This is a genomic window from Aquimarina litoralis, assembly GCF_039523995.1.
Taxonomy (GTDB): Bacteria; Bacteroidota; Bacteroidia; order Flavobacteriales; family Flavobacteriaceae; genus Aquimarina; species Aquimarina litoralis.
Window position 1 is genome coordinate 1,129,153 of sequence record NZ_BAAAGE010000002.1, and the last position, 26,424, is coordinate 1,155,576.

The following is a 26,424-nucleotide window of genomic DNA, read 5'->3' on the forward strand; positions in this document are numbered from 1 at the left end:
ATTGTTATCCCTGTATATGGGGTGGAAAATAACCATAAGTTTTTTTATATTTGTCTAAATTTTAATTGACGCATGAATACACTTTATAAAACGTTTTTCTTATTAGCAATCATTATTGGGGTAATGAGTTGTGGAGGTTCTAAGAAAGCAGAACAAGAAGCTCTTGCACAGGCCAGAAGAGATTCTATTGCTTTAGCAAAACAAAACGCCATATTACCTATCCAAAAGAAATATGGAGCAATTTTGGGAATTCCTCCGAAAAAAGTAGAAAATGTCGCTTTGTTTGAATTTATAGATGAATGGATGAACACTCCTTATCTCTTAGGAGGAAATACAAAGAAAGGTATTGATTGTTCGTATTTTACCCAATACATATATCACGATGTTTATGGAAATTTAATCGAGCGTACAGCAGAAAAACAATTTAAAGCCGACGATACAAACAAATTTAAAGGACTACACAACTTAAAACAGGGAGATTTGATCTTTTTCAACAAACAAGGTTCTGAACATAGAGAAATTACCCATGTTGGTTTCTATCTTGGTAATGATAGATTTGTACATTCTACCTCTCGAAGAGGAAACTCTGGTGGTAATGGCGTACAGATCAGTATTTTATCTGAACAACCATGGAAAAGAATGTTTGTAGCAGCTGGAAAGAAACCTAAATATACCAATAACAAAACCGCACAAAACAAATAATTCCATTCATTTACACCAACTAAACGAATGAACAACGAAGAGGTACAGGTTGTCTACGAAGAATTGATTTCAACTTATCAAAATTTAAAAGCAGAAATTTTTGTTACTGAAATTTTAGAAAAGTCGAGTCTAGATCTTACGGATATTGATATATTCAACAGCAGCACCTTTTCAAGGTCTTATAGAAGGGATGTTATTGACATCAAACTAGACACCTATTCACGAGATAAAGACAAATTACAGTTGCACTTATCTAGAAATGGCCTTTATGATACACTTCCAGAAGGTTTTTTTCATGAACCGGTAAAAGCAAAAAGCGATATTTCCTTTACGGAGCTGCATCAAAAGCAAAAAAAACAAGAAAAAGATGCCAGGTCGTTCTTTTCACCTTTAGAAAATGAATTTTTTACACAGCGTGTAAATATTGAGAAAAATGAACGACAGCTTATAAATGAGTTTGCAAATTTAAAAACGGATTTTCTCTTAAAATTTTGGAATTTAGATCCAGAAATCCCTTCTGATTATAGCATAAAGCTATTGCAACTTCTTCCTTATGTGCACAAAATCTCGGGTGAAATTGAACTAACAGCATTAAGTTTAGAAAAGATAATCGAAGAAAAAGTAACGATTAAAAGAAAATATCACACATTAGAAGATGCTGAAGATGAAGACAATGATAGCAAAAATCAATTAGGTGTAGATTTAGTTTTAGAACTAAATGAAACGGTCATTTCTTATCCTTTTTGGGAAATTAATATAGGTCCAGTGGACCAAAAAAATATCGATAAATATATAATTGGGGGAGCTACTAAGAAATTTATTAGTATCTTTTGTGACTATTTTATCCCTATGGAGATAGACACAACAATTAACGTAACATATTCGAATAAAGAAGAGACATTTGTATTAAATGAGACTAACAGTCCCAGAATGGGTCTAACCACTATGATATGAATTTAACATTACAAGCTGCAGCAGTAAATGCTGATTTTTTTAAGGTAGGAATCTTGTTATTAGCAGTTAGTGCTATATTAATGGGAGTAGTTGCTGGATTAAAAAAACTTTTTGTTAAAAATAAAAAGAAATTCTTGCTATATATGCTAGTAGTTTTACTTGTATTTGCAGGTACAGCTTTATTAAGCAATGAAAAAGTACTTAATAATATTCCTTTAAATAGCTTTATAGGTTTTCAAATTATCTTTTTATGCCTAGGAACACTGCATGTATTAGCAATGAGAAAATTTTTCCCTAATTTATTAGATGATGATCTTACTAAATTTTGGCCCGAATTTCTGTACACGGTAGTTACTGTTTTCATTGGTTTAATTACTTTCCTATTTGTGGTAGAAATATACAAGCCTGATTATAAATATATATTTGCCGCTTCTTCTATTTGCTTTATTATACCTATAATGGTAGTAAAACTATATGAATTTGCAATTTCAATACCAGTGCCGATCTATAAAAAGTGGTTCTACCCTATCGATAAGAAAATGAAGGATCCTAAAGATGATGAATTAATCAACCCACTAGTAATTTCATTTGAATTTAACAAAGGAGAAACTACAGACGAGTTAAGTAATTTTAGACTAAAAGCGCCAGAAAAAATGGAATTTGGCAAGCTTTTTTACTTCTTTATTAATGATTATAACGATAGACATCCTGAAGGAGAAATTGAGTTTTTAGACGATAAAAACAATCCATATGGTTGGATTTTTTACACTAAACCTAATTGGATAGGAATGCAATCTCATATCGACTTTACCAGAACGATAGAAGGAAATGGAATTAAGGAAAATGACGTTATTATTTGCAAAAGAGCATAAAAAATATCTGTTAAAATTTTGTTAAAAAAAGATCTCAATTTTCTCGTTGAGATCTTTTTTTTGCTAGATGAATTCCACGATAAAGTGCAAATTCCCCGAAAACAGTGTAGTCCTTTTCTTTCTAAAACAACTATTTTTAAAGCACTTAACAAAAGCATAATATACAGATTACCACATATTTTGCTATCTTTACATCGTACAAGTTACATTTATTATATTCAATTATTATTATTATTTATTAATTAAAATTTATTTATTATGTCTTTTAAAGCAAAATTAAAAGTTGGTGGAAACGAGTATAACGTGTTAAACTGCAATTACGGATTAGCTCAGGAAACTGACGCAACAGGACGTCCTTCTTCTGTAACAAGAGGAGGAATGATTACTATCGAAGTAGAGTCTACTTCTGACACTAGTTTATCAGATTGGATGTTTAATAACTTCGAAATGAGAAGTGGTTCAGTTGTATTCTTAAAGAGAGATACTGAGGCAACTTCAAAAGAATTAAATTTCGTTGACGCTTATGCAGTTAAGTATATGGAGAATTTTGATGCTACTGGAAAAAATCCAATGATAGAGAAGATCACTATCTCAGCTAGAGAAATTTCTATCGGAAACGGAGAGCACGTGAATGAGTGGGTATAATTTCCCCATTTAATATAGTATTAAGTAAAGGGAGTGTTTTTCACTCCCTTTCTCATCTTACAATATCATTTCCATTTTTTTTCACATATCTGAAAACAATAATGGAACTGATACAGTAGTTATTCATTTTAAAACTATTACTCATGTCATTTTTAGCAAAACTAGATCTTGATGGAGAAGAGATGAACATTCTGGATTGCTCATTCTCCTTTAGACAAGATACCGATTATACAGGAAGACCTTGTGCAAAACCGCAAGGCGGACAAGTAAGCTTATTAATAGAATCCACTGCAAGCGCTGATTTTTTAGATTGGACGATCTCTCCTACAATTACTAAAAATTGTAAAATCACTTTTTTCAGAAGAGATAACATGTCCAGTCTTAAAAATGTAGAAGTTAAAGATGCTTACTGCATAGAATATACCGAACATTTTAATGCAGAAAGTGCAAAACCTTTACAGATACATTTAGTACTTTCAGCAAAGGAGATCACAATTAAAGGTACTACGTTTACCAATAATTGGCCTTCGAAAGCTTAAAACTGAATTTTCTGAGTTTCATAATATCAATTATGCATAGTTTCTATATCCATATAGGGACTATCCTAATTGGTAGATGATTTTTGGTCTTTTATTTCTTTTTTAAGTAGTAAAAGGAGTATCATTCGCAGATAAACTTACCTGATTTAAAAACGAGAGTACTTTAATGATTCTTGATAAGAGTATGTATCAATTATAAATTCGGTAACTTTATTACAATTAAATACTATTAATGATATTGATAGTACCCCTAAAAATATAATACTATGGCGTTACAGTCGAAAACACAAATATTTATTGGAGGAACAGCTATAAGTGCCTACAAGAAGTTAATGTTGCATCAACAAATTGATTCACATCATATCATGGAATTGGTCTGTAGAATGGATGTCTTAGAGAATTTCACAGGAGATATCGCCTCTCAGACTAAAGATTATCTAGGTCAGATTATTACCATTCAAATTTCTTCCTTGGGTACGTTCTCTGGATATAAGGAATTTGAATTTAAGGGAGTAGTTACTTCTGTCAATAGCACAATGGGATTCCATCAACAAAATGGAGATCTAGTAACGATTAAGGCTCATAGTTGTAGTATTATAGCAGATGATGGTCCTCATTATAACTCTTTTAATGATATGGATCTTGCTTCTATCTTAAGCAACACCTTTCAGGGATACGATCAATCTAAATTAGAAACTATTTTCAGTCCATCAGATACCGAAAACATTCATTATAGTGTACAGCACCAAGAAAGTGCTTTTCAGTATGCCAGTAGATTGGCTGCTCAATATGGGGAGTGGTTTTATTATAATGGTAGTGCATTAGTTTTTGGAAAACCAGAAGATGAAGATGAAGTAGTTCTTACGTACGGTCATGATCTACAAGAGTTTTCTTTGGATTTAAAACCATCATCCAATAGTTACAAATATTTCACCAACGATTATTTAACCGATGGACAGCACGAAAAAGCTACTACAGAAGTAAGTTCTGGTGTTAATGGATATAATGGTTTTACCAGCAACAAATCTGATGAAATCTTTCCAAATGAAACCAATATCTACCTAAATTCTTATAACGATCCTTCTTTAAAACAACGAATCGATGGCTATGTTGAAAAACAGAAAAAAGCCGAAGAAATAAAACAAGTTATCCTAAAAGGATCCAGTGATAATCCAGGAGTAAAACTTGGTCAACTTATAAATATCAAAAGTGACAACGGAGATTACGGAAGTTTTCGTGTGATCAAAATAACACATACCAATACCGAAAATGGTAGATATCAAAATAATTTCGAAGCAGTTACTTCAGAATTAGATGCATATCCGCATACCAATATGATGGCGTTTCCAAAAAGTGAGACTCAGGTAGCCGTTGTAAAAGAGAATAGCGATCCTGATGGTATCGGTAGAATAAGAGTTCAATTCCCTTGGCAAAAAGAAACTGGTGAGTTGACTCCTTGGTTACGAATTGTAACTCCACACGCTGGAGGAGAAAAAGGATTTCACTTTATTCCAGAAATTGATGAAGAAGTTTTAATAGGGTTTGAAGGAGGAAATGCAGAAAGACCCTATGTATTAGGTACTTTGTATACAGGAGGAGCTAACCCAGCAGGTTGGAACACTGCGAACAATGATGTCAAAGCATTACGAACCAGAAGTGGACACACTGTTGAACTAAACGACGCTGATGGTTCTGAATTTATCATGATTACTGATAAAAATAGAAATATCATCCATATCGACACTGCTAATAATGATATTACCATTTCTGCAGGAGAAAACATGACATTGAATGCAAAGAATGTCGAAATTAATGCTTCTGAAGAAGTAAAGATAAATGCAGGTACGAATTTGATTACTAGAGTAACGGAAGACCTATCGATATCTGCAAAGAATGCTACAGAAAGTATTGAAGAAAATAAAACGCTCATTGCCAAAGAAATACTAGATAATGCAGAAAAAGTTAGAATCGAAAGTTCCAAACAAAACATGGAACTTGTAAGTTCTAAACAAGTGGATATTCAGGCAGATGATAAAATAAAATTGTTTTAGTAGTACTAGCGTAGAATGGCTAAACTAGATATTGGCACTGGTATTATAGAAGATAACCAAAAAAAAGTTGGATCTTTTAACTATAATCCTATTGGAGTTGCAAACACGTATGGGGTTATACTTGTTTTTGAAGATGATAAGAAAAAAAAGCTGCAAATACATTACGAGATAGATGTAATTTGTATTGATGAAACAGATAACAATCATTTTGAATTTGAAGTTTATAAACATCAAGTTTTTATTAACGAAAAAGCTCCTGATATTCTGATAGATGAATTATCAGATAGATGTGGAAAAGTATTATACCCATTACGATTAAAAGTAAATAGACAAGGAAAAGCTGTTTCTGTTTTAAATCAGAATGAGATTCTCGAAAGGTGGAAAACCGAAGAACAAAATATCAAACAATCCTATAAAGGAAAGGAAATAGATCTTCTACTAAAAAATATGGATCTTATTATTAATAATGAAAGCCAACTTACAGATCTTATCATTCGCAGAGATTGGTTTATTTCACTATTTTTTTCTTCTGTTTATGGAATTGAAGAGATTAGCAAAAAGCAAAAACAACAATTGTTACCCTTTATTCCTTATGCTCCTAGTGTGCCTTTCCAAATAAAAAATAATATCGGCAATCATAAGCATAAGGAAAATGACGTTGTTATAAAAGTTAAAGGAAAATGTATAGATAATAGAAGTGAAAAAGATATCTTAAGAGGAAATCTTATTTCTATTGATAAAAATAAAAAAGTTGTAAAGGGTTCAATAGATTTAAAATATCAAATCTATAAAAACTCATTAATAGCAGATGCTATAACTGGAGTATGTTTGTTAGAGTTTCCTTCTGGAAAATTTAAAAAAACAACTGTAGAGATGTATAGTTTAAAAAACAAAACACCTTTATCTTCGAGTAAAAGAGCAGCTCTTTTCGAAATAGAAGAAGATAAAGAAGTTCCTAAAAAGAAGAAAAAACGTTTCTTTTTCTTTGGGAAATAAATATAGAGTATCATTAATAGATAATTATATATGAGTACAGGACATGTAGTAGTTGATGGAGCAATGTGCAAATGCAAATTTGGTACAACGCCAGATACTTTAGTTGTATTAACGCAACAGAAAGAATATATTAATGATTCTGGTGGGAGTAAAAAACTAATTGCAAATACCATGGATATTGGCATGCCTTTAAAAGCCAAAACTTTCGGGCAATGTAAACTACAGCCAAGTTCTAGCGGATATTTACCTTGTGTTCCTGCAATTACGCAGTGGCAGGATTTTTATGACAAAGTGATATTATCCAATCAAGGGCAAATTCTTACAGAAAAAAGTAAAGCCATGTGTGCCATATCAGGTTCGCCAAGTGTAGAATTTACATGGCATGGCCAAACCGCTGCTGCTGGCAGTAGTAGTGTAGAACAAGCTGATGAAGAAGTACAAAGTCAACTAAACCCATTAGTTAATGTAAAGAAGATGGTAGAATCTTTAGACAATGATCTAGAGGTCGAAGAAGAAAATTGGGTTCGAAACGAAGAAGAAAGAGTCGTATCAGTTACCACAGACTTATATATTAAGAGTACTGATGACTTAAAAACTCCACGTTTAAATAGTAAAGATCAATTACTTTTCGAAAGTTCTAAACCTTTTATTTCAGGGTTAAAAGCTATTTTTGGAGATGACATTAAACATCCTGTTTTAAAAGAGTTTAAACAAAATCTTGAAAAAGGTGCTATTCCTCCCCCATCTTGGGAAGTAGATCGTTCTCTTAGTGATAATCGTGGAGGTTACTATACAGACAAAACCATTTACTTAAATGAAAACCTTGTTTTAAAAGCAGAACAAGACCCAGAAGCTTGTTGGTTATTATTTAGAGTAATGATAGAGGAAACAGGACACTATATTGATGATTTATTGCGAAATGAATATGATAATATTGGAGGTGATGCCGCTGGAGATGAAGGAACGTTATTTGCTGCTGATTTTGTAATATACAATCAATTACTTTTTAAAGATTTTCAATTTGCAAGTTTCAAGATAAAAGGGGCCGATGGCAGTATTAGAGACTTTGAGGCTAAGGTCCTTACAAGTTCCCCTAATAAAGATAAAAAAGGAAAAGATTTGGTGTATGTCGAAGACAAATCTGACGATCACGGAACCATAACATTAAAAAATGGAGAACAAAGAGAAGTAGAATTCTTTAAAATTGAAGGTGGAGGTGCAGTACATGAAAGCATTACAAAACAAGCTGCAGAAATTGCTAGCAAAAGATTAAACTGTAAGATATATTTTGACGAAAAACTGGATAAAGGAGTAGCATGGCCAGATGTACCCTGTGGTAATGAGAACTCGGTGGAGACCTGTTATGGTGATATGCTCTATGTAATGGCTCTCAACAAGACCAAAACATCTCGAAAATGGATTGACAAAAACAGCATTGTGTACAAAAGTCATTTTGGAGAATATCAATTTTGGCATTCTATGGCTCCTCCTGGAGATTTTACCAATCAGGAAGTGGTAGACAAAATCGTTGAACAAGCAAAAGAATGGTATACCAAAGCTCAAGAAGTAGAAAAAGCTAATAAAGACAAAGCTAAACAACTAAATCTATATCACTACTATGGTTTATTTCATGTAGGAAAGATTCTGCATATGGTACAGGACTCTTATTCTGCATCTCATGTTCATAGAGATGAAAAAACCGGGGGTATTTTACAAATACAATCCTATACCGAACAAGACGAACATAAGCACGGTGAACCTGATAAAGCAGATCCACACGGTCATTCTAAACCAATAACAAGAGCGATAGAAGCATCCGCATCCATATTAGTTTTATTTGGTAATGGCAGATCTAGTGATGAATTAGAAAAATATTTGAGAAACACTGTGTATAAATTTGGTGTAGATAAAAAAGGAGTTAACACAGCTAATAAAAAAGCTGGAGGTAGCTTAGAAGAATTTAAACCTGATCCAGAATAACGATCATTTCAAAACGTGTTGTGATGAAAACTTTAAAAAAAATGGGACTTATATTTTCGGGAATAGTATTAATCGTAGTACTGCTAATTTTTTACTTACTTTTTAAAAGAGAAACCAAAGAATGGACAGAAAATATAACTGTTGCTCCAAACACTGAAGTATCAGTGAATCTTATGAGTTCTCAACGTGGATATTTTGGAGGACATGGTTTAGGATGGGGTGGCGGACATCAGAAAAATGCTATTGATTTTGAATATGCAGGAATATCCTATAAACATAAAACTCCATATATTCCTATTTCTATAAAATATGAAAATCAAAGTTTCTACATTATATATTATGATAGAGAAACTGACATCAATAATACTACATTTAAATTTTTTAAATCTGTTGAAAATGGAGATTTTGAAGAAATAAACACTTCAGATTTCCCTAAACATTTAGCGATTCAAAATCGATGGTTTGGAGGATTGAATTCTAATGAAGAAGATCTAGAAGGTCTAGATTCAGAAAAATTAGTAGGAACCATGACTGTAGATATATGGTATATGATAGAAGGTAAAAAAACTTTAGATGGGTATGATGCTACAGAAATAGATTTTATCAAGAATTATAAAGAAAAATATATAAAATGATAGCAAGGAATCTGACAAGGCAAAACGTAATTTTTCCTCTTATACTCATACAGATCATTAGTTGTATATGGTATTTACTACCTACAATAAGTCACACTCATATGCCAGCTGGGTTTATTAGAATGCTTATTTTTGGAGGAATTGCTATCGTTCTACTGATCTTATCTATCATTTTATATTTTATATACAAGCCAACAGGATTATTAACTAAAATTCCAATAATAATATCTATTGGAATGATTTTACTAGCCTGGTTCTACAGTAAATAAGGCTCTAAAAAAATAGTTGAAGTATGACAACCAAAGATTATATAAAAGTACACAATCCTGCAACAGAAGTAGCTGTTCACGATTCTGATAATTTAATTACATTAGATCCAGGAGTAAGTGTTACTTTAGAATTTACTGATACTGAAAAATATACGGATGAAGAAATAAAAAACATCCAATGGATTGCCAACATGTTTCATGGCAGACCTCAAAATTCAACTTTTCATAAAACCCTTAAAGGTCCTAAAGCTAAATTTAGAGTACCTACGGTGTATTCTGGTGGTGGATTAGGATGGGTAGAACCCGTAATACCAGGGCATGATCCCCAATTTAAACCTCCTTTTGGATATTTTATCAATTCAATTGGTGAACGTAAAATTGATAAGATAGAATGGAGAGATACTCATGGAAACGAAATAAGTGACTCTAAGTTCTTTACTGAGGCAGTACAATTACACATTTATACCACGGGATTATATGGGCACGAAATACAAGTAACCTTATATGATAAAGATACTATAAGTAAAAACGATCGTTTAGAATTAGATGAAAATGTACATGACAACGACACAAGTAACCTAGCAAAGTATTTTAATCGTGAAGTAAAAGTATTGCAAGATGCTGACGACAACACCAGTAAAGTACAAAAAGTAGTAATCGATATACGCCTGGAAAAAAGATGGGCGGAAACCGAAGAAAGCGAGATAGAATTAATCGCTGAAGTACTTTGTAAAATTGATGGAGGTGTAAAAAAACTGTTTGATCAAAATGTTCTAATTGTAAAAACTCCAGAAAAAGGAGAGGAAAACAAAGTAAATAATGCTACTAAATCTGGAAATAAACCAACAATCATTGGAGATATCGTAACCGATGTAGCAGAATTTAAACCTTGTTTTTACACTAAGATAGTTGTTGAATATGGAAAAAATGATAAAAGCGTATCCACCGAATATTTTAACAAGGAAAAAGCAATTGATTGTACCGACGAACCTATACAAATATTAGCAGGTCCACATAAAACTCCTGTAACTGTCAGTTTACCTGATATAGATACAAATGATTGTATTCACAAAGGTAATTCTCTTGATCATACCGATAAAGTAATAACTCTTAAAAAAAAAGGTGGGAATTTTCAAGTTGAAGAAAAAACAGATAAGTCACTTAAATTTAAACAATCTTACCCTTCACCAAGTATTATTGAATTTGCCAAAATGGCTTGGTTACCAAACGCTATCCCAATAAAGCATATAATTCAATTGAATACTTGCCGATATAATAAAGAAATTGACATTGAAGTATATCCAATGCTCCAATATGAATTGTTTTTCAAGTATAAAACTGATAACCCTTTTGACACTAGAGAAACTAAAGCTTATACGGATAAGAAATATCGTGGAGGTAAAGGTCTTTTTACAGGTAAAGAAAAGAAAAAAGAAAAAAAGAAAAGAAAAAAGAATCGAAGACAAGCGATTAATGATAGAAGAAACTCTTACAACGAAGAACGAAAGGCTATAAAAGAAGGATCCCTTTTTAATTACACTTCATTTGAAGCGGGATTGGAATATGCTTTTGGAGATGAAGGAGAAACAGGTTTTACAAAAAACACTATACCAATAGAGGGAGACGGACCTGTTATCAATGCTATTGAAACCGGTATGTGGATTATAAATAAGCTTAGTGCACTTTCGTTTAAAAAAGAATCTGAAGATGCAGAGAAAGAAGCTGAAGAACTAATAGAAAATCCTAAATCGGTTAAAGACAGAAAAAAAGCAAAACAATTAAAAGGTAGAAAAAGAAAAAGAAACAAATACTTAAAAAAAGTAGATAAAGTTGGAAAAAAAGCAGGAAAGATTCTGCCTTTTAGAATTCAAATTGATCAACCTGTATTTGCTGGTGCTATAGCATGGAAAATGGCCCCAAGTACTAAATTTCCTGCAAAAATAGGAAAAGAATATGCCTTAAAATTTAAAGCCGATCCTTTAATAGCTATAGAAGGACGTCTTGATTTATTATTTATAGCAACAAAAATACCATATATCGGACAAGCAATTAAAGCCATAACAGCAACAGCAGATGCAATTGATGGTTCAGACGATTTCTGGAATTGGTTAGTAGATACTTTTGGTGGAGATGATGATGACAAAATTAACATTGATGTTGATTATCATGTTGATCTTTTTGCTAGTGGAGAACTTAAAGTGGAAGCAACCGCTACAAAATATCACACGATTGATGGTTTCACAAGTGATGATATAGAAGTTAAATGCGAATTCAAATTTGGTATTGATTGTGAATTAAGAGCAAAATTTCAAGTCAAAAAGATAACTAGTGAAGCAATTATCGGCGGGCAAGCATTTGCAAAATTTACAGTTGCTAAAAAACCAGAAGGTTTAGAATGTAGTTATGATGGGCTTTTTGCTGTAGTATATGCAAATTTTGATTTAGATATGGATCAAAACAATGGATTAGATAACCGGAAGGATAAGAAAAAACCAAAAGATAAATTTAAAATACACGATGGTTTTAAATTTATTAATGAGACCAAGATCGCTTAATGGCAAATAATAAATAATGAGATACTTAATTTTTTATTCAATAATACTAGTTGTTGGATGTAACAAAAAAAATGAAAATAAAAAAATGCAAACAGCTGAAAACTTAAAATTAAAAGAAATTGCATTAGACAAACAATTCACCTACGCAATATCGGTAACAACCTATATCCCATATGAATTGTATATTAATGATATAGCAGCGGAAAAAGATTATGATTCAGGATCAAATGCTGCAATAGAGATGAATCCCTATTTATTGGGTAACGGAACACATACCATAAGACTTAGACTGTTACCACAGATGGGAAAAGAAACAATTGATGTGGAATCTTATGAAATGAGTCATTTTGAATTAGTAAAGGTAATAAAAAACCAAAATGGAAAAGGTTTAAAGTATGATGAAGAAGTTATGAAACTACCTTTACCCCCAATGACAACACCTCTACCCTTTATAGAAATGAAATGGGAAGTAGAAATTGATGACTTACCTTATCAACTAGAAGGTTGGAGCAAAAGTAAAGCTTTTAAAAAAGAAGATTCTTTAGTTATTATGAAACAAGTAGTAGCTTATTATGAGGAATTGAGAAATATTCTAAATATCGGAGATGATAAGGAATGGTTAGAAAGAACCAAAAAAAGAAGAGAGGAAACCTGGAGCTTGATGTACAAACAAAAGGATAAGATAAAAGAGACCCTCAAAAAACTAAAAAAGACCGTAACTGATGAGTGTAGGAATAATATGTTACCACTAGAGGATTATGACCTCTTTTTTTATGCAGAAGGTAAAATATTATCTTTAGAAAGAAGAAAAACTGAAGAATTTGAAGGTTATGATGCTAATATAAAAGGATGGAGCCCTCTAATTTATAATGACGATGGAGGTGTATATGATATGGGAATAAAGATTCATATGCCTTTAGGTAGTGATACTTTTGAGATTATAAGAAAATAATAATTGTTTACTTAAGTATATTATTTAATTTTTCATGCACTCTTTTGGATTACCTCAATCGCCTGATTATATTATCTATATAATCTATGGAATACTTATTACTTTTACCATCCTAATTTTTAAAAAAGTAAAAAAGAGCAAAGATCAAAAAAAAGGGTATGGAGTTTTCCTATTTCATATAATCGGAGTTACTCCTTTTTCATATTTTCTTTTAGAATTGACTTTTAGTGCTTTTTTTGCATTATATGGTATAGTATCTTACCCGGAATATGAAGCAACAACTGTAGATAGTGTTTCCAAGTATAATGGACGAAGTGATCTTGGAAGAGAAATATACCTTAACTATGCAGTTCTTGAGTTAGAAGATAAAAAAGGAAACATAATCCGTATTGATAGTAATGAAGGAACAAATGAAAAAATCATTATCGGAGAAAAAATAATTGTTTCTTATAAAGACAAAATCCTAATAAAAAAGTCATTTTGGTCTATCTTTATGTATATCGGATCTATTTTAGTTTCTATAATTATAATAGGAGGATTGCTGTTTTTGGTTTATTCTAGAATATGATAAAGCATTAACAATTCGCTAATAGAATATATGCATTCTGTGATTGTAATTGTAATGCGAAACTATGTAGTGCTTACATTTAATTATTTATTAATAATATAATTCATATTTTTTCCATGAAGTATATTTTCTTTTTTACTTTTTTGTTTTCTTTTAGCTCTTGGGATATACTATTTTTTCTATTAATAGCAGGCATGCTTTTATATCCTTTGCTTAAAAAGAAAAAACCAGGTCTAATCGAAACTCTTGAAGTTTCCAAAATAGAAACACTTTCTAGCGGATTAGTTAAAATTAAAGGGAGATTAAAAGCAGTAGATCATGTAAAATCTCCTATCACAGAAACCAAATGTATCGGTTATAATTATAGTCAGCTTGCATACAGATCTGCAGGAGTAAGAAGAGCAAAAGGGAGTAAAAAATGGCGGACCTATAGAACCGAATCTAAAAGTACCGATTTCTACATCCAAGATGATACTGGAAAAATAAAAGTAAATACTAAAGACATTTCGATACAAATAAATGTAAATCGATCAGAGAAAAAGCTGTCAAGAACGTTACTAGATGTAGAAAATTTATTGCTAGAAGATGATACAGAATATATCATTACGGGTACGGTCGTCAATAAAAATAATAGTGTTGAAATTATAAAAGACGAAAAAGATAAAGAGTTACGTGTTATGGATATAGCTTTTTATGAATTCACTTTTGAAGATATCCCTTTTATGAAAAAGAAAGTTGGTTTTTTTATAGTATTTCTAGTCATTGGAATTCTGTGTTTTGTTATTTACAAATCCTTTTCTAACTAACATGGGATTAGATGAAATAGTCAAATGGGTTGATATTAATAATATACACAAAGGATTGCTTGTAGCTTTTTTCATCTTTGGCAATATGGGTTTAGCTATCATTTTAAGCATCCTTTGTTATATTCTTAAACCGATTAAGATACTTTATAATACTTTGGGTACTATTTCTGCAGGTGCGTTAATGGCTACTTTTGTAAATCTTCTTTTCTTAGGTATACTTCTTTGCATAGATATAACCACAGAAATTATTTTGTAAAGTGGTCTTTTTATCTCAGTTGCATGTTATGCTTTCTGTCTGCATTATGCCGACAGATTATGGAAAATCGGAAAAGTTTCAGAGAAAAAATAAAGAAATGGCTATAATATCTACTTATTTTTATGTATTCTTCTAACTAAATAAACTTATATAAAGTTTAAGGGTAATAACAACAATTTAATTTATGAAGTGGAAAAAAGACAACAAGAATTTCTCTAATAAATGAGAAATAATATTACGTAATACACAAGCAAATACAGGTTTTAAGTAAGAATTGAAAATTACATAATTTGCAGTTTATAAACATTAAGAAATAATGTTTGGCAAAAAAGTTAAACACAACATTAGTGCTAATTCTGGAATTAATTCATCTAAATTTAAATCATTCGATTTAAACTTTATTGAATTAGATCATACTAAAATGATTCTTGACTTTAGTCAAGACATGAAATATAATCCATTAGTTAGCGGAATCATTATCTGTTCTATTGCAATATTTCTTCTATTCTTTTCTTTTCAAGAAAACATTTTATGGACTATATTTTTTTCTTTTGTTGTATGTATAGGTTTACTAGTAATTATACGAAGTTTTAGCGCCTCAGAATATCATATAGAATTGGATAGACAGAATAACACGATATCTTTTCCTTTAACTCTATTAAGAATAAAAAAGAAAGTTTGTTTTAGAAACATTAAAATAAAGAGATTACGATTGATGGATACAGAAGGAAATCCTGATCCTGATTTCTGTTATCTATCAATAACCAATTATGGTTTCTTTTTCAGAACAAAGATTTATAAAGACCTAGAGTATCCAAGTCAAGAAAATTTACTGTTAAGTATCTGGTCATTCTACGTATGGTATATGGATAAAAATAGGCCATTACCACCTGTTGATGTCTTCGATCAATTCCGACAACAAGATTATGAACGTCGCAAAGCGTCTGGGTTTCCAAAACCTCTATATCCAAGCGATATCAAAACTCCAGAAACCACTAAAGAACAACAAAAAGAACGAGAAACAATCGGTGGTTGGTGATTTCGATGGCTAATAATTCACAAATAAAAGTTGATAAAAACAATACATATCACATTATTTTTAATCGCATTACTTTCAACTGTTTGTGAAAGCAATATAACTCCTCAACCAACTGATTCCTTAATAAAAGGAGATGCCATTTTGTTTCAACAACCTGAAGTTGAATATTTATCTGAAACTTTATATGTAAACAGTAAATATCCGTTTAAAGGAAAACTAGATACCTTAAAGTCTTTTATAAAAACACCCGACACTATTCAAAAACAGATAGATGATTGTGGAGCAATTATCGAAGATTCTGATGAATTATGGCAGTATTTGCATTGTGAAATTGAAGTATCAAAAACTGAATATGCATTTAGAAAAATAGATGTAGAGCTTTCGAACTTTACCATTAAATATAAGAAAGTTATTTTTTCAAAAAATTATACATTGTTAAATTTCAAAGAAGATTTTCCTGTGTCTTTTATGAAAAATAAAGATGATGAAAAAAATGGAATTATTACTATTCTTATGAAGACTCATACCCTATCTGATGATCTCTATATCTTTACCTTTCATAACAAAAAATTAAAAGAACTCCGTTATTTCTTTCCATGCTAATCATTACTTTTTTAACATCAAAGGATCTTAGATTATCCAAGATGAAAAAACAATACAATGTATTTTAAAAAGTAGTGTGCAAAAAGAATATCTTAGTGATATGAATAGGACTCGAATTTTTAAAACACTTATAATAACTTCAATATCAGTAATAACTATAATTTCTGGATGCAAAAAAACCACACAACAAAGTAATCCAACAGGTACAGATAAACCAACAGCTCGTTTAGAAATATATGTAGATAGAGGAGCTTTTGAGTATGATAGTTTTAGTTTAAGGGATACCATACTTACTTATCATCCATCCGAAGAAGGTTTTGAAAAAGATAGTACTTACTCCAAAAAAATTGTAAAACATATATCCAAAAAACAAAAGGATAGTTTGTTAGCTTATATGATTACACATAACGTATTGAACAGTTCTGATCACTACAATAATGAAACAACAGATAACAGTCTTTTGCAAATTACTATTATATATAATCAAAACACCAAAAGAATATCCTGCGACGATTTTCAAAGAGGTTGCCCAGATAAAATTCAATACTTCGAGGAATTATTTATCCAATGGATAGAAGTAGATTTAAGACGAAAACTATTACCTGGATAGAATGTAATCTCCACTCTATCATTATTTATCCCATATATTATACCCAAATATCATTTTCTTTTCAAAAAAGGGTAACAATTTCATTACCATTTGTATCTAATAACAAAGACGTAATCTAATGGGGAAAAACACCCATTTTTATGTAGGAAAACATAAAAATAACATAGGTAACTACATCACTCTTAAAAAATTAAGTATTTTTATATGAGAATAGTTAGGTACTATTTTTGATAACATAAAGAAGTCTATTATACGGTTCGATGTATCAATTTCTTCCCCAAATCGATTGAACCGTCTAAAATGTTAACTCAGTATACCAATCGTATACTAATATATAAACACGATAAAGAAAATTTCGTTAGTAGTATTATAGAATACAACCAACATAAATAACTAAATCATGGCGCTGCAATCAAACACTCAAATTTTCATAGGAGGAACTCCTATTAAAGCTTACAAAAGATTAATGCTTCATCAAGAGATTGATGCGCATCACGTTCTGGAACTAATCTGTAGAATGGATGTATTAGAAGGTGTTTCAGGAGAAATTGCTTCGGAGAGCAAAAATTACCTGGGAGAAATCCTAACCATTAAAATAGCCTCTTTAGATACTGCTAATGGATATAAAGAACTAGAGTTTAAAGGTATTGTAACTTCTGTAAGCAATACCAAAGGGTTTCATCAACAAAATGGTGATATGGTTTCTATCAAGGCACATTCTTGTAGCATCATTACTGATGATGGACCACATTATGATTCGCATAGCGACGTTGGACTATCTGAAATATTAGATAAAACATTTCAAGGCTACGACAAATCAAAGTTGGAAACTACAATCAGCCCTAACAATTCAGAAAGCCTTCATTATAGTGTGCAGCATAATGAAAGTGCTTTTGAATATGCTAGCCGACTGGCAGCCCAATACAGTGAATGGTTCTTTTATGATGGAAGTAAATTAGTATTCGGAAAACCGGAAGATAAAGAAACTGTAGAGTTAAATTATGGCCATGATTTACAGGAGTTTTCTATTAATCTTCGCCCTACTCCTAATAACTTCAAGTATTTCACGAATGATTATCTCACAGATGAGCAACATGAAATGACTACCGCTCAGGTGAATTCTGGAGTAAATGGTTTTAATGGGTTTACCAGTCAAAAAAGTGAAGCGATTTTTGCCAAAGAAACTAGTATTTATGTAAACTCATATTACGATCCACAATTAAAAAAGAGATTAGACACACACGTAGAACAGCAAAAGAAAGCTGCCGAAATCAGACAAGTTCAGGTACAAGGTGTAAGTGATAACCCAGGTGTTAACATTGGACAGGTTATCAAAATTAAAGGAGACCAAACCGATTATGGCAGTTTCAGAATCATTAGTGTTTCTCATAGTTCTACAGAAAATGGTAAGTACCAAAATAATTTTATTGGCGTTACAGCCGATTTAGATGTCTATCCAAATACCAATATGATGGCTTTTCCAAAAAGTGAATCTCAGGTAGCCACTGTTATGGATAATTCGGATCCTGAAGGAATGAGTAGAATAAAAGTGCAGTTCCCTTGGCAAAAAGCAAGCGGAGAAGAAACGCCGTGGTTACGTGTACTAACACCTCATGCTGGTGGTGGTAAAGGATTTCAGTTTACACCAGAAAAAGGAGAAGAAGTAATCGTAGGATTTGAAGGCGGAAACGCCGAGAGACCATATGTGATGGGAGCTTTGTTTACAGGAGGTAGCAATGCAGGAGATTGGAAAACCGAGAAAAATGATATCAAAGCAATCAAAACGCGTGGAGGTCATACCCTATCCTTTTCCGATGAAGATGGAAAGGAAACGATTACTATAACCGATAAAAATGGCAATTCTATCATTCTGGATACTTCTAAAAAAGAAATAAACATTAGCGCTCCAGAAAAAATTAATTTTTCTTCTAAAGAGATTAATATCAATGCAGAAGAAACTGTAAATATTGATGGCAAAAACAATGTAAACGTTAAGTCCAAAGAAATTCTAAACGATGGTAGTTCTAAGGTAACTATCAATAGCGCTGCAAAAGTAGAAGTAGGTGCCCCTAGTACACTAGTAGAAGGAAAAGCAGAACTAAAACTTACGAGTAAAGGGATGACCGATATTGATGGTACTACCATGACCAATGTAAAAGGAGGATTGTTAAATCTTAATTGTGGGTAATTAATCATGAATAATGAACACAATCCTATAGCACAATTGATTACTACCATTCAACAAAAATGGATAGATGAGGTAACTCCAAATAATCATATACAGCTTGTACGATGGTTAATCAAACCTGATCAAGCTAGATTATATGAAGGGTTTCTGCGTTTAGAATCTACTCCCAATGGTGGATTACCAGATATTCCAATTGTATTACTAACAGCTTTTGAAAATAAAGAAACTCATAGTAGAAATCTGATCAAAGATTGGATCGAAACTTTTAAAAAGGATAAAGAACTACAGAAAGAACTTAATGCACGAGATTTAAAATTCGATTGGAATATTTCTGAATATGAGACCAAACTAGAAAATGAAGATACAGATCATAATTTGCTATTGCTGGAAATGTTAAGTACGTTCCAAAAAGCCATGCCGAATCCTCAATTGCATCTAGCATTGTCTTTGTATCCATATTCTGTAGAAGAAACCAAAGATTATGGAAAATGGATTGACCATCTGATACAGCTAGGCTTACCGGATAAGGTTAGGATTATGTTCTTTGATTATGTAGAAGAACGATATTTTGACAATCTCGTCAAAACACACTCAGATATTACTAAGTCTTTAGCTGTTCCTTTAGATTTACAAGGAGCTATTAATAAAATCGCTGCCGCAGGAGATCCTAATGATCCCGAAGTTCAATTTAGGCAATGTATGATCGAAATGTCTAAAAGCGTTACCAAAAAGAATTTACCACGACTTCATACCTGGGGAAAGAAAGGACTAATGATCACTCAGAAATCTGGTAGTAAGTCTGCATTTGCAACAGCGCATGTGATTTATGCAGGTATGCTTTTTAATTTTAAAGAATATCATGCTATTGATGAACTTTTGCAAAAAGCAATGGCTATCGCAAAACAAGGACTGTCTGGTGGAGAAGATAATTGCAAACCTATTATCGTGCAAACCTATGGATATCAAGCTAGCTGTAAGCAATTACAAAAACAAAAGGATCTAGCAGCTGATTTATTTTGTAAACAAGCTGAAACTTCTATAGAATTTGGCTTTGGTCCGCAAGCATTAACCGCTTGGTGGCTAGGATATAATGTGATTAAAAAAAGAGATAAAAAACGCTATGCAACTGTTGTTACCGAAGCGTATCAATACGGAGTTTCTTTAGCTCCAGAATTGATAAAATCAACTTGTATGGCCTATATCGCAGCAGATTATTACAATCTATGCGAAAAGAACAGAGATCTAAACGAATGTGAATCTATTGATGTTTTTATGAAAGAAATCGAAGGAGAACAATGGAGAACAAATGTAGAAGCACATCGTAAAGAAATGGAAAAAAAGAGTCTTTCAATTTTAAACTGGTTTTAGGTATGTTATTAGCTAGTAAACATTTTACTCCTGTCATCGGAATCGATATACATATCACAGTACTTCCACCAGGAATTCCTACCCCACTACCCTATCCATATGTTGGAATGGTAATAGATCCTATGGATTATGTTCCTATTATTGGGTCTACGGTAAATGTAAATTGTGTACCAAAAGGAAACAGTGGTACTGCTGGTATGATTGGTACTGTAATCCATATACCCATGGGTGGTCCTTTTGCCATGGCTCCTATGATTGGGCATGATTCCATGAACTTTTTCGGAAGTACCAAAGTAAGTGTAGAAGATTCCTACTTCACTCCTGCAGGATATATGACCATGACCTGTAATGATATTGGAATGCCTTTATCTGCCACTCCAGGAAAAAAAATGAAACCTGTTCCTAGTTTATACCTGCCGTCATCAATGAGCGTTCCTATGCCCATGGGAAAACCTGTAAATGTTGGTGGACCCTACGCTCCGGATTTAATGGGAATGCTAATGGCACTAGTGATGTCTTATGGTTTTGGTGCATTGATGAAAGGGGCTGGAAAAGGTTTGAAAAAATTAAACCATAAAGTATTAAAAAAGTTTCCTGCCACACAAGGTCTTAGTAAAAAGATGTGTAAAATGGGATTCGAACCTGTAGATCTGGTTACAGGTCGGATGGTGTACGAAGGAGAAGACTTTAGTATTGCTGGACCAATTCCTATTCGTTGGGAACGAAATTGGTACTCAGATTCCGCATATGAAGGTATCATGGGATATGGAATGCATTGCAATTATGACCTTGCCTTGCACGTAGACTATGACGAAGATAGTATTGTAATGCGTTTACCAGATGGAAGAATTACTTCTTTCCCAATGCTACTTGCAGAAAATGAATCTTCTTATAACAGAACTGAAAAATTAACACTCACTTTCATCGATGGTCGCACCTATGAGGTTACAGATCATCAGACCCAACAAACCTATACGTTTACAAAATATACTGACACGCTATATAAACCTACTAGTTTAAGAAATCCTGAAGGTTTCGAAATTCAATTTGTATATAATGCAGTTTATAAGTTGGAGCAAATCATTGATACTGCAGGTAGAAGGATTGTTTTAAAATTAGATGAAGACAATAGAGTTACCGAAATAACAGCAACACACCAAGGAGAAACGAGAACACTAGTTCGATACAATTATAACAAAGAAGGAGATTTAACCGAACTCATTGATGCATTGGATCAAAAAACGGTGATGGAATATGAAAATCATCTAATGATTAAGAAAACAGACCGTAATGGTCAAGCCTTCTATTGGGAATATGATGGAAAAACCACGGGAGCTAAATGTATCAGAACTTGGGGAGATGGTGGTATTCTTTCAGGAAGCATTGAATATCATAAAGGATATAATATCGTTACCAATTCTTTAGAACAAGAAAGCATATATTATTTCAACAATCTGAATCTTTGTACGCAAGTAACAGATCCAATGGGAGATCATATTTTTCATGAATATACTCCATATATGGAACCGTATCGGGATATTGATGAGGAAGGAAACATTACAGGATATAGTTATGATGAACGTGGAAATCTAACGGGATTACATCAGCCAGATGGCTCTGTAATTGGATTTGTATATGACGAAAAAGACAGATTAGTACTTACTAAAGATCCAGCTGGTGGATCGGTAGTAAAAACCTTTGAAAATGATCGCCTGCATGCCGTAATTGGATTGGATGGAGGGGTAACTTCCTTTGATTATAATGAGCAAGGATTGATTAATGAAGTAAGAGACAATGCTGGTAATAGAACTAAACTTACTTATGATGAAGATCATAACTTACACAAGTTAACACTACCTAATGGTGCTGAATCTCATTGGGAATATGATGCTTGGGGTCGCTGTTTACACACTAAAAATTCTGAAGATCACCAGCAGCAATTCTTCTACGATGAATTAGATCGTATCTATCAAATAAGACAAGCAGATACCAATCTAGTAAAACTAAAATACAATGCTTATGATGAAGTAATACAAACCATTGATCAAAAGAAACGTGAAGTGAATTTTGACTATACGCCAATGGGAAGCCTTAAAATGCGAGAAGAAAATGGCAGGAAAGTATTTTTTAAGTATGACACAGAAGAACAGTTAAACACTATTACCAACGAGCATAATGAATACTATCGTTTTTCTAGAAATGAAAAGGGAGAAATCATTAGAGAAATCGGTTTTGATGGATTGACCAGAAAATATGATCGTGATCGCGCAGGAAAAGTATTAAGAGTAAATCGACCAGATGATAAATATACGGAGTATGAATATGATTATAACGGACGAATTACGAGAGCAGAACATAGTGATGGTACCTGGGAAACCTATAGTTATGACCTAAACGGTAATTTAACAGAAGCTATCAACGAACATAGCCATGTACAACTCATTAGAGACTCTGCAGGAAGAATCATTGCAGAAAAGCAAGACGGTCATATTGTAGAGAGTGAATACGATGCACTAAGCAATCGTACAAACATTACCAGTAGTCTAGGTGCTAATATTGCCCTAACTAGAAATAAACTTGGCTTGATTGAAGAAATGAATGCTGCTGTTTCTTTTAAAAGCTTCTCTCCTTCCGAAGGAGAGATGTCCACCCAAAGTGGACAGAGAGGTTCTTGGACCGCACAATTTGCGCACAACAGTTTGGGTATGGAAGTAGAACGCATACTTCCTGGTGGTATTACCAATCATATAGAATATGATCATGCTGGTAGACCGATACAACACAAAGTAACTGCTGGCAATAGAGAAATGCGCCATCGTACCTACACTTGGAATGTAAATGACCGATTGACCAAAATGGTCGACGAATTAACTCGTGGAACGGTAGCCTATAGTTATGACGAATTTAATAATCTGGCTAGCGCTCGATATGAAAACAAGCAGTTTGATTACAAATTACCAGATGAGGTGGGTAATTTATACAGAACGGAAGGCAAAGGTGATCGAAAATATGGAACTGGTGGACAACTTTTAGAAGCCGATGGAAATACATTTAAGTATGATGCTGAAGGAAATCTAATTACTAAAGTAACCAACAAAGGAAACTGGGACTATGATTGGTACGGAAACGGGATGCTACGATCTGTAACCGATCCTAAAAATAACACTACGCAATTCGAATACGATGCTCTAGGTCGCAGAACTGCCAAGATCGCCGATGTCAGCCTGAGCCTGTCGAAGGCAAATAAGCAAATCACCCGATGGGTGTGGGACGGCAACGTCCCTCTCCACGAATGGAGTTATGATCTCAAAGACAGACCCGAACTAGTAGTAGACGAGTTTGGAATGCTGGCAGAAAGTAAACCTGAACCTATTGAAAATCTGATTACTTGGGTATTTGATGAAAGTACGTTTAAACCTGCTGCTAAAATTACAGCAGAAGACTCCTACTCTATCATTACAGATTATCTGGGAACTCCCGTAGAAATGTACAATAGCAAAGGCGAAAAAACCTGGCAAGTAGAGTATGATATTTATGGAAAAGTACGTAAACTTGTAAAAGGTTCATTGAATGATTGTCCATTTAGATATCAAGGCCAGTATGAAGATGTAGAAACTGGATTGTATTATAATAGATTTAGATATTATTCGCCTGATGAAGGTTTATACTTGAGCCAGGATCCTATTGGATTATGGGGATTAAATCCAAATATGTATGCTTATGTTCCAGATACAAATATATGGTTAGATATATTTGGTTTGAATAATGTTCAAACCGGAGCAGGTCGAGATCATGTCACCTATAGAGGTACTCGTAACGGTAAAGCATATACTGGTTATGCAAGTGCCCCTAGTAGTGAAGGATTAACTCCAGAAGAAATAGTAAGTCGTAGATACGGTGGAAATTTTGATAATTTTGGAGGTGTTGCTCCTACTCCAGTTTACAGTGGTTCAGGAGTCGAAGGAAAACATACTGCAAGAGGTCTTGAACAAAGATATTTTGAACAGGATGTGGCTGACTTAGGAAGAACTAATGTGGATAATGCACAAAACCCTGTTGGGCCAAATAATAAAAATAGACAAAGCTATCTAGATCATGCAGACAGACACTTATCTGGAAATGTAGGATGTTCTTAAAATAGTCTTAATTTAGAAAATTGAAATAATAAATGAGCAGAATCACTTGGAAAGAAGGTAAAGTAATTAGTATTGAACTAAAAGATGGAATACACTGTATAGCACAGATGACAAAATCGCCGTATTTAGTCTTCTTTAATACATTTAATGAAGGTTCAGATTGGAAAAATATTAATTTATCCGAAATTCCAATTCTATTTGTTCAAGCCGTTACAAAACAATTTATTAAAAAAAGTAATATTCAAGAAGTAAAAATAACTCCTGTTAAGAATATAGATATTCCTAACAGATGGATTCATTCTGATACTGGTATGAGAAAAGTTATTATCTGGGAAGGGACTGAATATGAAAAAGAGTTTATTACTTTGGGCAAAATGGGAGCAAGTCTAGTTGAAAAAGATATTCTAAAAAAAGAAAAGTATGAACATCCTAGTGGTATTTTTGATAAAATACTAATTCAATCTATTGACAAAAGCGATAATGATACGATTGAAAATCACGAGTTAACAAGTGTTGAAGTATATCCAAATCTTAATGAGCGGTTATATCTTTGTTATAAGTTAGGTAAAAATGTTAATCCGCAAAAAGAAATCCTCTTTGACAAAAAAGATTTACCAAAAGATTATAAAACATTCGTAGACATTATTTCGGGCAAAGTTCAATTATCTGATATTGGTTATTAGTTAAATTAAATGGAAATAACATTAACCTCTCAAATCGGTGGTTCCGATGCAGGAAGTAAATTTAGAAAACCAATAGTAACACTGAGAAAATCTTTAAAACTGCTTTATGATAAATCATATTCAGAATCTATTGAAAAAATAAAAGTATTTCTTAGAATTAGTGGTGAAATAGAAAATTACAAAGAACCTACGGGTGTTTATAATTATAGATTAGACAAGAAAAATAAAACTGCTTCTGCAGAAATAATTATATCAAATGAATCATGGAAACAGAGCACTGATATAGGGCATCTTCTTTCTGAATTGACTACAGTTTTTTTTAATTCTTTATTAGAATATTTAACAGAAAAAGATACAGAAATCAACAAAGAGTCCTTACTAAAGGATATTGAAAATATTGTTATCGTTAACAATAATTCTATTGACTAAGGTCTTGTTTTTATTATTTATAACACAACAAAATAATCTAAATTCAGGAACAAAAAACAATTCTTAAACTAAGTATGCCCAAACAGAAAAAAATAACATTAGAAAGTGGTGATGTTTTAGGTATCGATTTAGGAAATAGTGAGTATGCTTTTGCACGAGTACTATCTAAAGTAAGTATTGGGCATTGTATAGAAATCTTTGATCATATTGGGAATAAATCAGATGACTATAAAAATATCAACTTTGATTCAAGGCTATTGCAACCTCAGATAATTGATTCACATTCTCTATTTTGGCTTGGTAAAGAAGGGAATTGGAGCGTATTAGAAAAACAAGAAGATTTTAGTCCTTCATCTGATGAAAAAACTAAATTTGAATACGGAGATAAAAGTAATCCCACTTTAATTGATATTTTTGGTAACAAAGAGGAAAAAAGCAGTGATGACGAAAACCGATACCCTCCTTACATCCCGAAAGGAGATATTCAAATCAAAAAAAACATCAAATTTTGGAGGGCTAAAACTGCTTCTTAATAAAACTTTTAAATGAATTATGTTTTTCACTACAATTAGCAATAAAAATCAAATA

The 26,424-nt window shown here is 32.4% G+C and carries 23 protein-coding genes; all 23 read left to right on the forward strand.

Going from position 1 to position 26,424, the window contains the following annotated elements; genetic code table 11:
- Positions 1-72: 72 nt before the first annotated feature.
- The 23 genes from ABD077_RS14000 to ABD077_RS14110 all read left to right on the forward strand — a co-directional run bounded on the left by ABD077_RS14000 (position 73) and on the right by ABD077_RS14110 (position 26,369).
- Positions 73-702, forward strand: a complete 630-nt coding sequence (locus tag ABD077_RS14000; protein WP_343912908.1) for a C40 family peptidase — start codon at positions 73-75, stop codon at positions 700-702.
- A gap of 27 nt (positions 703-729) precedes the next feature.
- Positions 730-1,656 (forward strand): hypothetical protein, encoded by a 927-nt coding sequence (locus tag ABD077_RS14005; RefSeq protein ID WP_343912909.1) that lies wholly within the window; start codon positions 730-732, stop codon positions 1,654-1,656.
- A complete protein-coding gene (locus ABD077_RS14010; RefSeq protein WP_343912910.1) occupies positions 1,653-2,528 on the forward strand; it encodes a TssN family type VI secretion system protein in 876 nt (291 codons plus the stop codon). Before ABD077_RS14005 ends, ABD077_RS14010 begins: the two co-directional genes overlap by 4 nt.
- A gap of 258 nt (positions 2,529-2,786) precedes the next feature.
- Entirely contained in the window at positions 2,787-3,173 is a 387-nt protein-coding gene (gene tssD / locus ABD077_RS14015; RefSeq protein ID WP_343912911.1) for a type VI secretion system tube protein TssD, read from the forward strand.
- A 143-nt stretch (positions 3,174-3,316) separates the two neighbouring features.
- Entirely contained in the window at positions 3,317-3,712 is a 396-nt protein-coding gene (gene tssD, locus ABD077_RS14020) for a type VI secretion system tube protein TssD (RefSeq protein WP_343912912.1), read from the forward strand.
- A 266-nt stretch (positions 3,713-3,978) separates the two neighbouring features.
- Positions 3,979-5,763 carry a type VI secretion system Vgr family protein gene (locus ABD077_RS14025; protein WP_343912913.1) on the forward strand — a complete coding sequence of 595 codons (1,785 nt, stop codon included), beginning with the start codon at positions 3,979-3,981 and terminating at the stop codon, positions 5,761-5,763.
- A 15-nt stretch (positions 5,764-5,778) separates the two neighbouring features.
- Positions 5,779-6,759, forward strand: coding sequence for a hypothetical protein (locus ABD077_RS14030; RefSeq protein WP_343912914.1), 981 nt, complete (start codon positions 5,779-5,781; stop codon positions 6,757-6,759).
- Between the two features lie 30 nt (positions 6,760-6,789).
- Positions 6,790-8,739, forward strand: a complete 1,950-nt coding sequence (locus ABD077_RS14035; RefSeq protein ID WP_343912915.1) for a DUF4280 domain-containing protein — start codon at positions 6,790-6,792, stop codon at positions 8,737-8,739.
- Positions 8,740-8,762: 23 nt separating this feature from the next.
- Positions 8,763-9,374 carry a hypothetical protein gene (locus ABD077_RS14040; protein ID WP_343912916.1) on the forward strand — a complete coding sequence of 204 codons (612 nt, stop codon included), beginning with the start codon at positions 8,763-8,765 and terminating at the stop codon, positions 9,372-9,374.
- A gap of 292 nt (positions 9,375-9,666) precedes the next feature.
- Positions 9,667-12,198: a hypothetical protein gene (locus ABD077_RS14045; protein ID WP_343912917.1), complete on the forward strand. Its 2,532-nt coding sequence runs from the start codon at positions 9,667-9,669 to the stop codon at positions 12,196-12,198.
- A gap of 85 nt (positions 12,199-12,283) precedes the next feature.
- Positions 12,284-13,150, forward strand: coding sequence for a hypothetical protein (locus ABD077_RS14050; RefSeq protein ID WP_343912918.1), 867 nt, complete (start codon positions 12,284-12,286; stop codon positions 13,148-13,150).
- A 34-nt stretch (positions 13,151-13,184) separates the two neighbouring features.
- On the forward strand, positions 13,185-13,718 hold the full coding sequence (locus ABD077_RS14055; protein WP_343912919.1) for a hypothetical protein: 534 nt from the start codon (positions 13,185-13,187) through the stop codon (positions 13,716-13,718).
- A gap of 116 nt (positions 13,719-13,834) precedes the next feature.
- The gene (locus tag ABD077_RS14060; RefSeq protein ID WP_343912920.1) at positions 13,835-14,524 is read left to right on the forward strand and encodes a hypothetical protein; all 690 of its coding nucleotides are present in this window, start codon (positions 13,835-13,837) and stop codon (positions 14,522-14,524) included.
- Position 14,525: 1 nt separating this feature from the next.
- Entirely contained in the window at positions 14,526-14,780 is a 255-nt protein-coding gene (locus ABD077_RS14065) for a hypothetical protein (RefSeq protein WP_343912921.1), read from the forward strand.
- A gap of 316 nt (positions 14,781-15,096) precedes the next feature.
- Positions 15,097-15,819, forward strand: a complete 723-nt coding sequence (locus ABD077_RS14070; protein ID WP_343912922.1) for a hypothetical protein — start codon at positions 15,097-15,099, stop codon at positions 15,817-15,819.
- Between the two features lie 30 nt (positions 15,820-15,849).
- Positions 15,850-16,422 (forward strand): hypothetical protein, encoded by a 573-nt coding sequence (locus ABD077_RS14075; RefSeq protein ID WP_343912923.1) that lies wholly within the window; start codon positions 15,850-15,852, stop codon positions 16,420-16,422.
- Positions 16,423-16,522: 100 nt separating this feature from the next.
- Positions 16,523-17,032 carry a hypothetical protein gene (locus tag ABD077_RS14080; RefSeq protein WP_343912924.1) on the forward strand — a complete coding sequence of 170 codons (510 nt, stop codon included), beginning with the start codon at positions 16,523-16,525 and terminating at the stop codon, positions 17,030-17,032.
- A gap of 400 nt (positions 17,033-17,432) precedes the next feature.
- Complete coding sequence (locus ABD077_RS14085; RefSeq protein ID WP_343912925.1) at positions 17,433-19,220, forward strand: type VI secretion system Vgr family protein; 1,788 nt, start codon at positions 17,433-17,435, stop codon at positions 19,218-19,220.
- Positions 19,221-19,226: 6 nt separating this feature from the next.
- On the forward strand, positions 19,227-20,588 hold the full coding sequence (locus ABD077_RS14090; protein ID WP_343912926.1) for a hypothetical protein: 1,362 nt from the start codon (positions 19,227-19,229) through the stop codon (positions 20,586-20,588).
- Positions 20,589-20,590: 2 nt separating this feature from the next.
- Positions 20,591-24,724, forward strand: coding sequence for a DUF6531 domain-containing protein (locus tag ABD077_RS14095; protein ID WP_343912927.1), 4,134 nt, complete (start codon positions 20,591-20,593; stop codon positions 24,722-24,724).
- Between the two features lie 32 nt (positions 24,725-24,756).
- Positions 24,757-25,407, forward strand: coding sequence for a hypothetical protein (locus ABD077_RS14100; RefSeq protein WP_343912929.1), 651 nt, complete (start codon positions 24,757-24,759; stop codon positions 25,405-25,407).
- A gap of 9 nt (positions 25,408-25,416) precedes the next feature.
- Positions 25,417-25,836: an Imm12 family immunity protein gene (locus ABD077_RS14105; RefSeq protein ID WP_343912930.1), complete on the forward strand. Its 420-nt coding sequence runs from the start codon at positions 25,417-25,419 to the stop codon at positions 25,834-25,836.
- A 74-nt stretch (positions 25,837-25,910) separates the two neighbouring features.
- Positions 25,911-26,369 (forward strand): Imm26 family immunity protein, encoded by a 459-nt coding sequence (locus ABD077_RS14110; protein WP_343912931.1) that lies wholly within the window; start codon positions 25,911-25,913, stop codon positions 26,367-26,369.
- Positions 26,370-26,424: the final 55 nt, after the last annotated feature.

Bases quoted from the DNA above. Each gene is read 5' to 3' on its own strand.
- ABD077_RS14000 (WP_343912908.1), top strand. From the start codon at position 73: ATGAATACACTTTATAAAACGTTTTTCTTATTAGCAATCATTATTGGG.
- ABD077_RS14005 (WP_343912909.1), top strand. From the start codon at position 730: ATGAACAACGAAGAGGTACAGGTTGTCTACGAAGAATTGATTTCAACT.
- ABD077_RS14010 (WP_343912910.1), top strand. From the start codon at position 1,653: ATGAATTTAACATTACAAGCTGCAGCAGTAAATGCTGATTTTTTTAAG.
- tssD (WP_343912911.1), top strand. From the start codon at position 2,787: ATGTCTTTTAAAGCAAAATTAAAAGTTGGTGGAAACGAGTATAACGTG.
- tssD (WP_343912912.1), top strand. From the start codon at position 3,317: ATGTCATTTTTAGCAAAACTAGATCTTGATGGAGAAGAGATGAACATT.
- ABD077_RS14025 (WP_343912913.1), top strand. From the start codon at position 3,979: ATGGCGTTACAGTCGAAAACACAAATATTTATTGGAGGAACAGCTATA.
- ABD077_RS14030 (WP_343912914.1), top strand. From the start codon at position 5,779: ATGGCTAAACTAGATATTGGCACTGGTATTATAGAAGATAACCAAAAA.
- ABD077_RS14035 (WP_343912915.1), top strand. From the start codon at position 6,790: ATGAGTACAGGACATGTAGTAGTTGATGGAGCAATGTGCAAATGCAAA.
- ABD077_RS14040 (WP_343912916.1), top strand. From the start codon at position 8,763: ATGAAAACTTTAAAAAAAATGGGACTTATATTTTCGGGAATAGTATTA.
- ABD077_RS14045 (WP_343912917.1), top strand. From the start codon at position 9,667: ATGACAACCAAAGATTATATAAAAGTACACAATCCTGCAACAGAAGTA.
- ABD077_RS14050 (WP_343912918.1), top strand. From the start codon at position 12,284: ATGCAAACAGCTGAAAACTTAAAATTAAAAGAAATTGCATTAGACAAA.
- ABD077_RS14055 (WP_343912919.1), top strand. From the start codon at position 13,185: ATGCACTCTTTTGGATTACCTCAATCGCCTGATTATATTATCTATATA.
- ABD077_RS14060 (WP_343912920.1), top strand. From the start codon at position 13,835: ATGAAGTATATTTTCTTTTTTACTTTTTTGTTTTCTTTTAGCTCTTGG.
- ABD077_RS14065 (WP_343912921.1), top strand. From the start codon at position 14,526: ATGGGATTAGATGAAATAGTCAAATGGGTTGATATTAATAATATACAC.
- ABD077_RS14070 (WP_343912922.1), top strand. From the start codon at position 15,097: ATGTTTGGCAAAAAAGTTAAACACAACATTAGTGCTAATTCTGGAATT.
- ABD077_RS14080 (WP_343912924.1), top strand. From the start codon at position 16,523: ATGAATAGGACTCGAATTTTTAAAACACTTATAATAACTTCAATATCA.
- ABD077_RS14085 (WP_343912925.1), top strand. From the start codon at position 17,433: ATGGCGCTGCAATCAAACACTCAAATTTTCATAGGAGGAACTCCTATT.
- ABD077_RS14090 (WP_343912926.1), top strand. From the start codon at position 19,227: ATGAATAATGAACACAATCCTATAGCACAATTGATTACTACCATTCAA.
- ABD077_RS14095 (WP_343912927.1), top strand. From the start codon at position 20,591: ATGTTATTAGCTAGTAAACATTTTACTCCTGTCATCGGAATCGATATA.
- ABD077_RS14100 (WP_343912929.1), top strand. From the start codon at position 24,757: ATGAGCAGAATCACTTGGAAAGAAGGTAAAGTAATTAGTATTGAACTA.
- ABD077_RS14105 (WP_343912930.1), top strand. From the start codon at position 25,417: ATGGAAATAACATTAACCTCTCAAATCGGTGGTTCCGATGCAGGAAGT.
- ABD077_RS14110 (WP_343912931.1), top strand. From the start codon at position 25,911: ATGCCCAAACAGAAAAAAATAACATTAGAAAGTGGTGATGTTTTAGGT.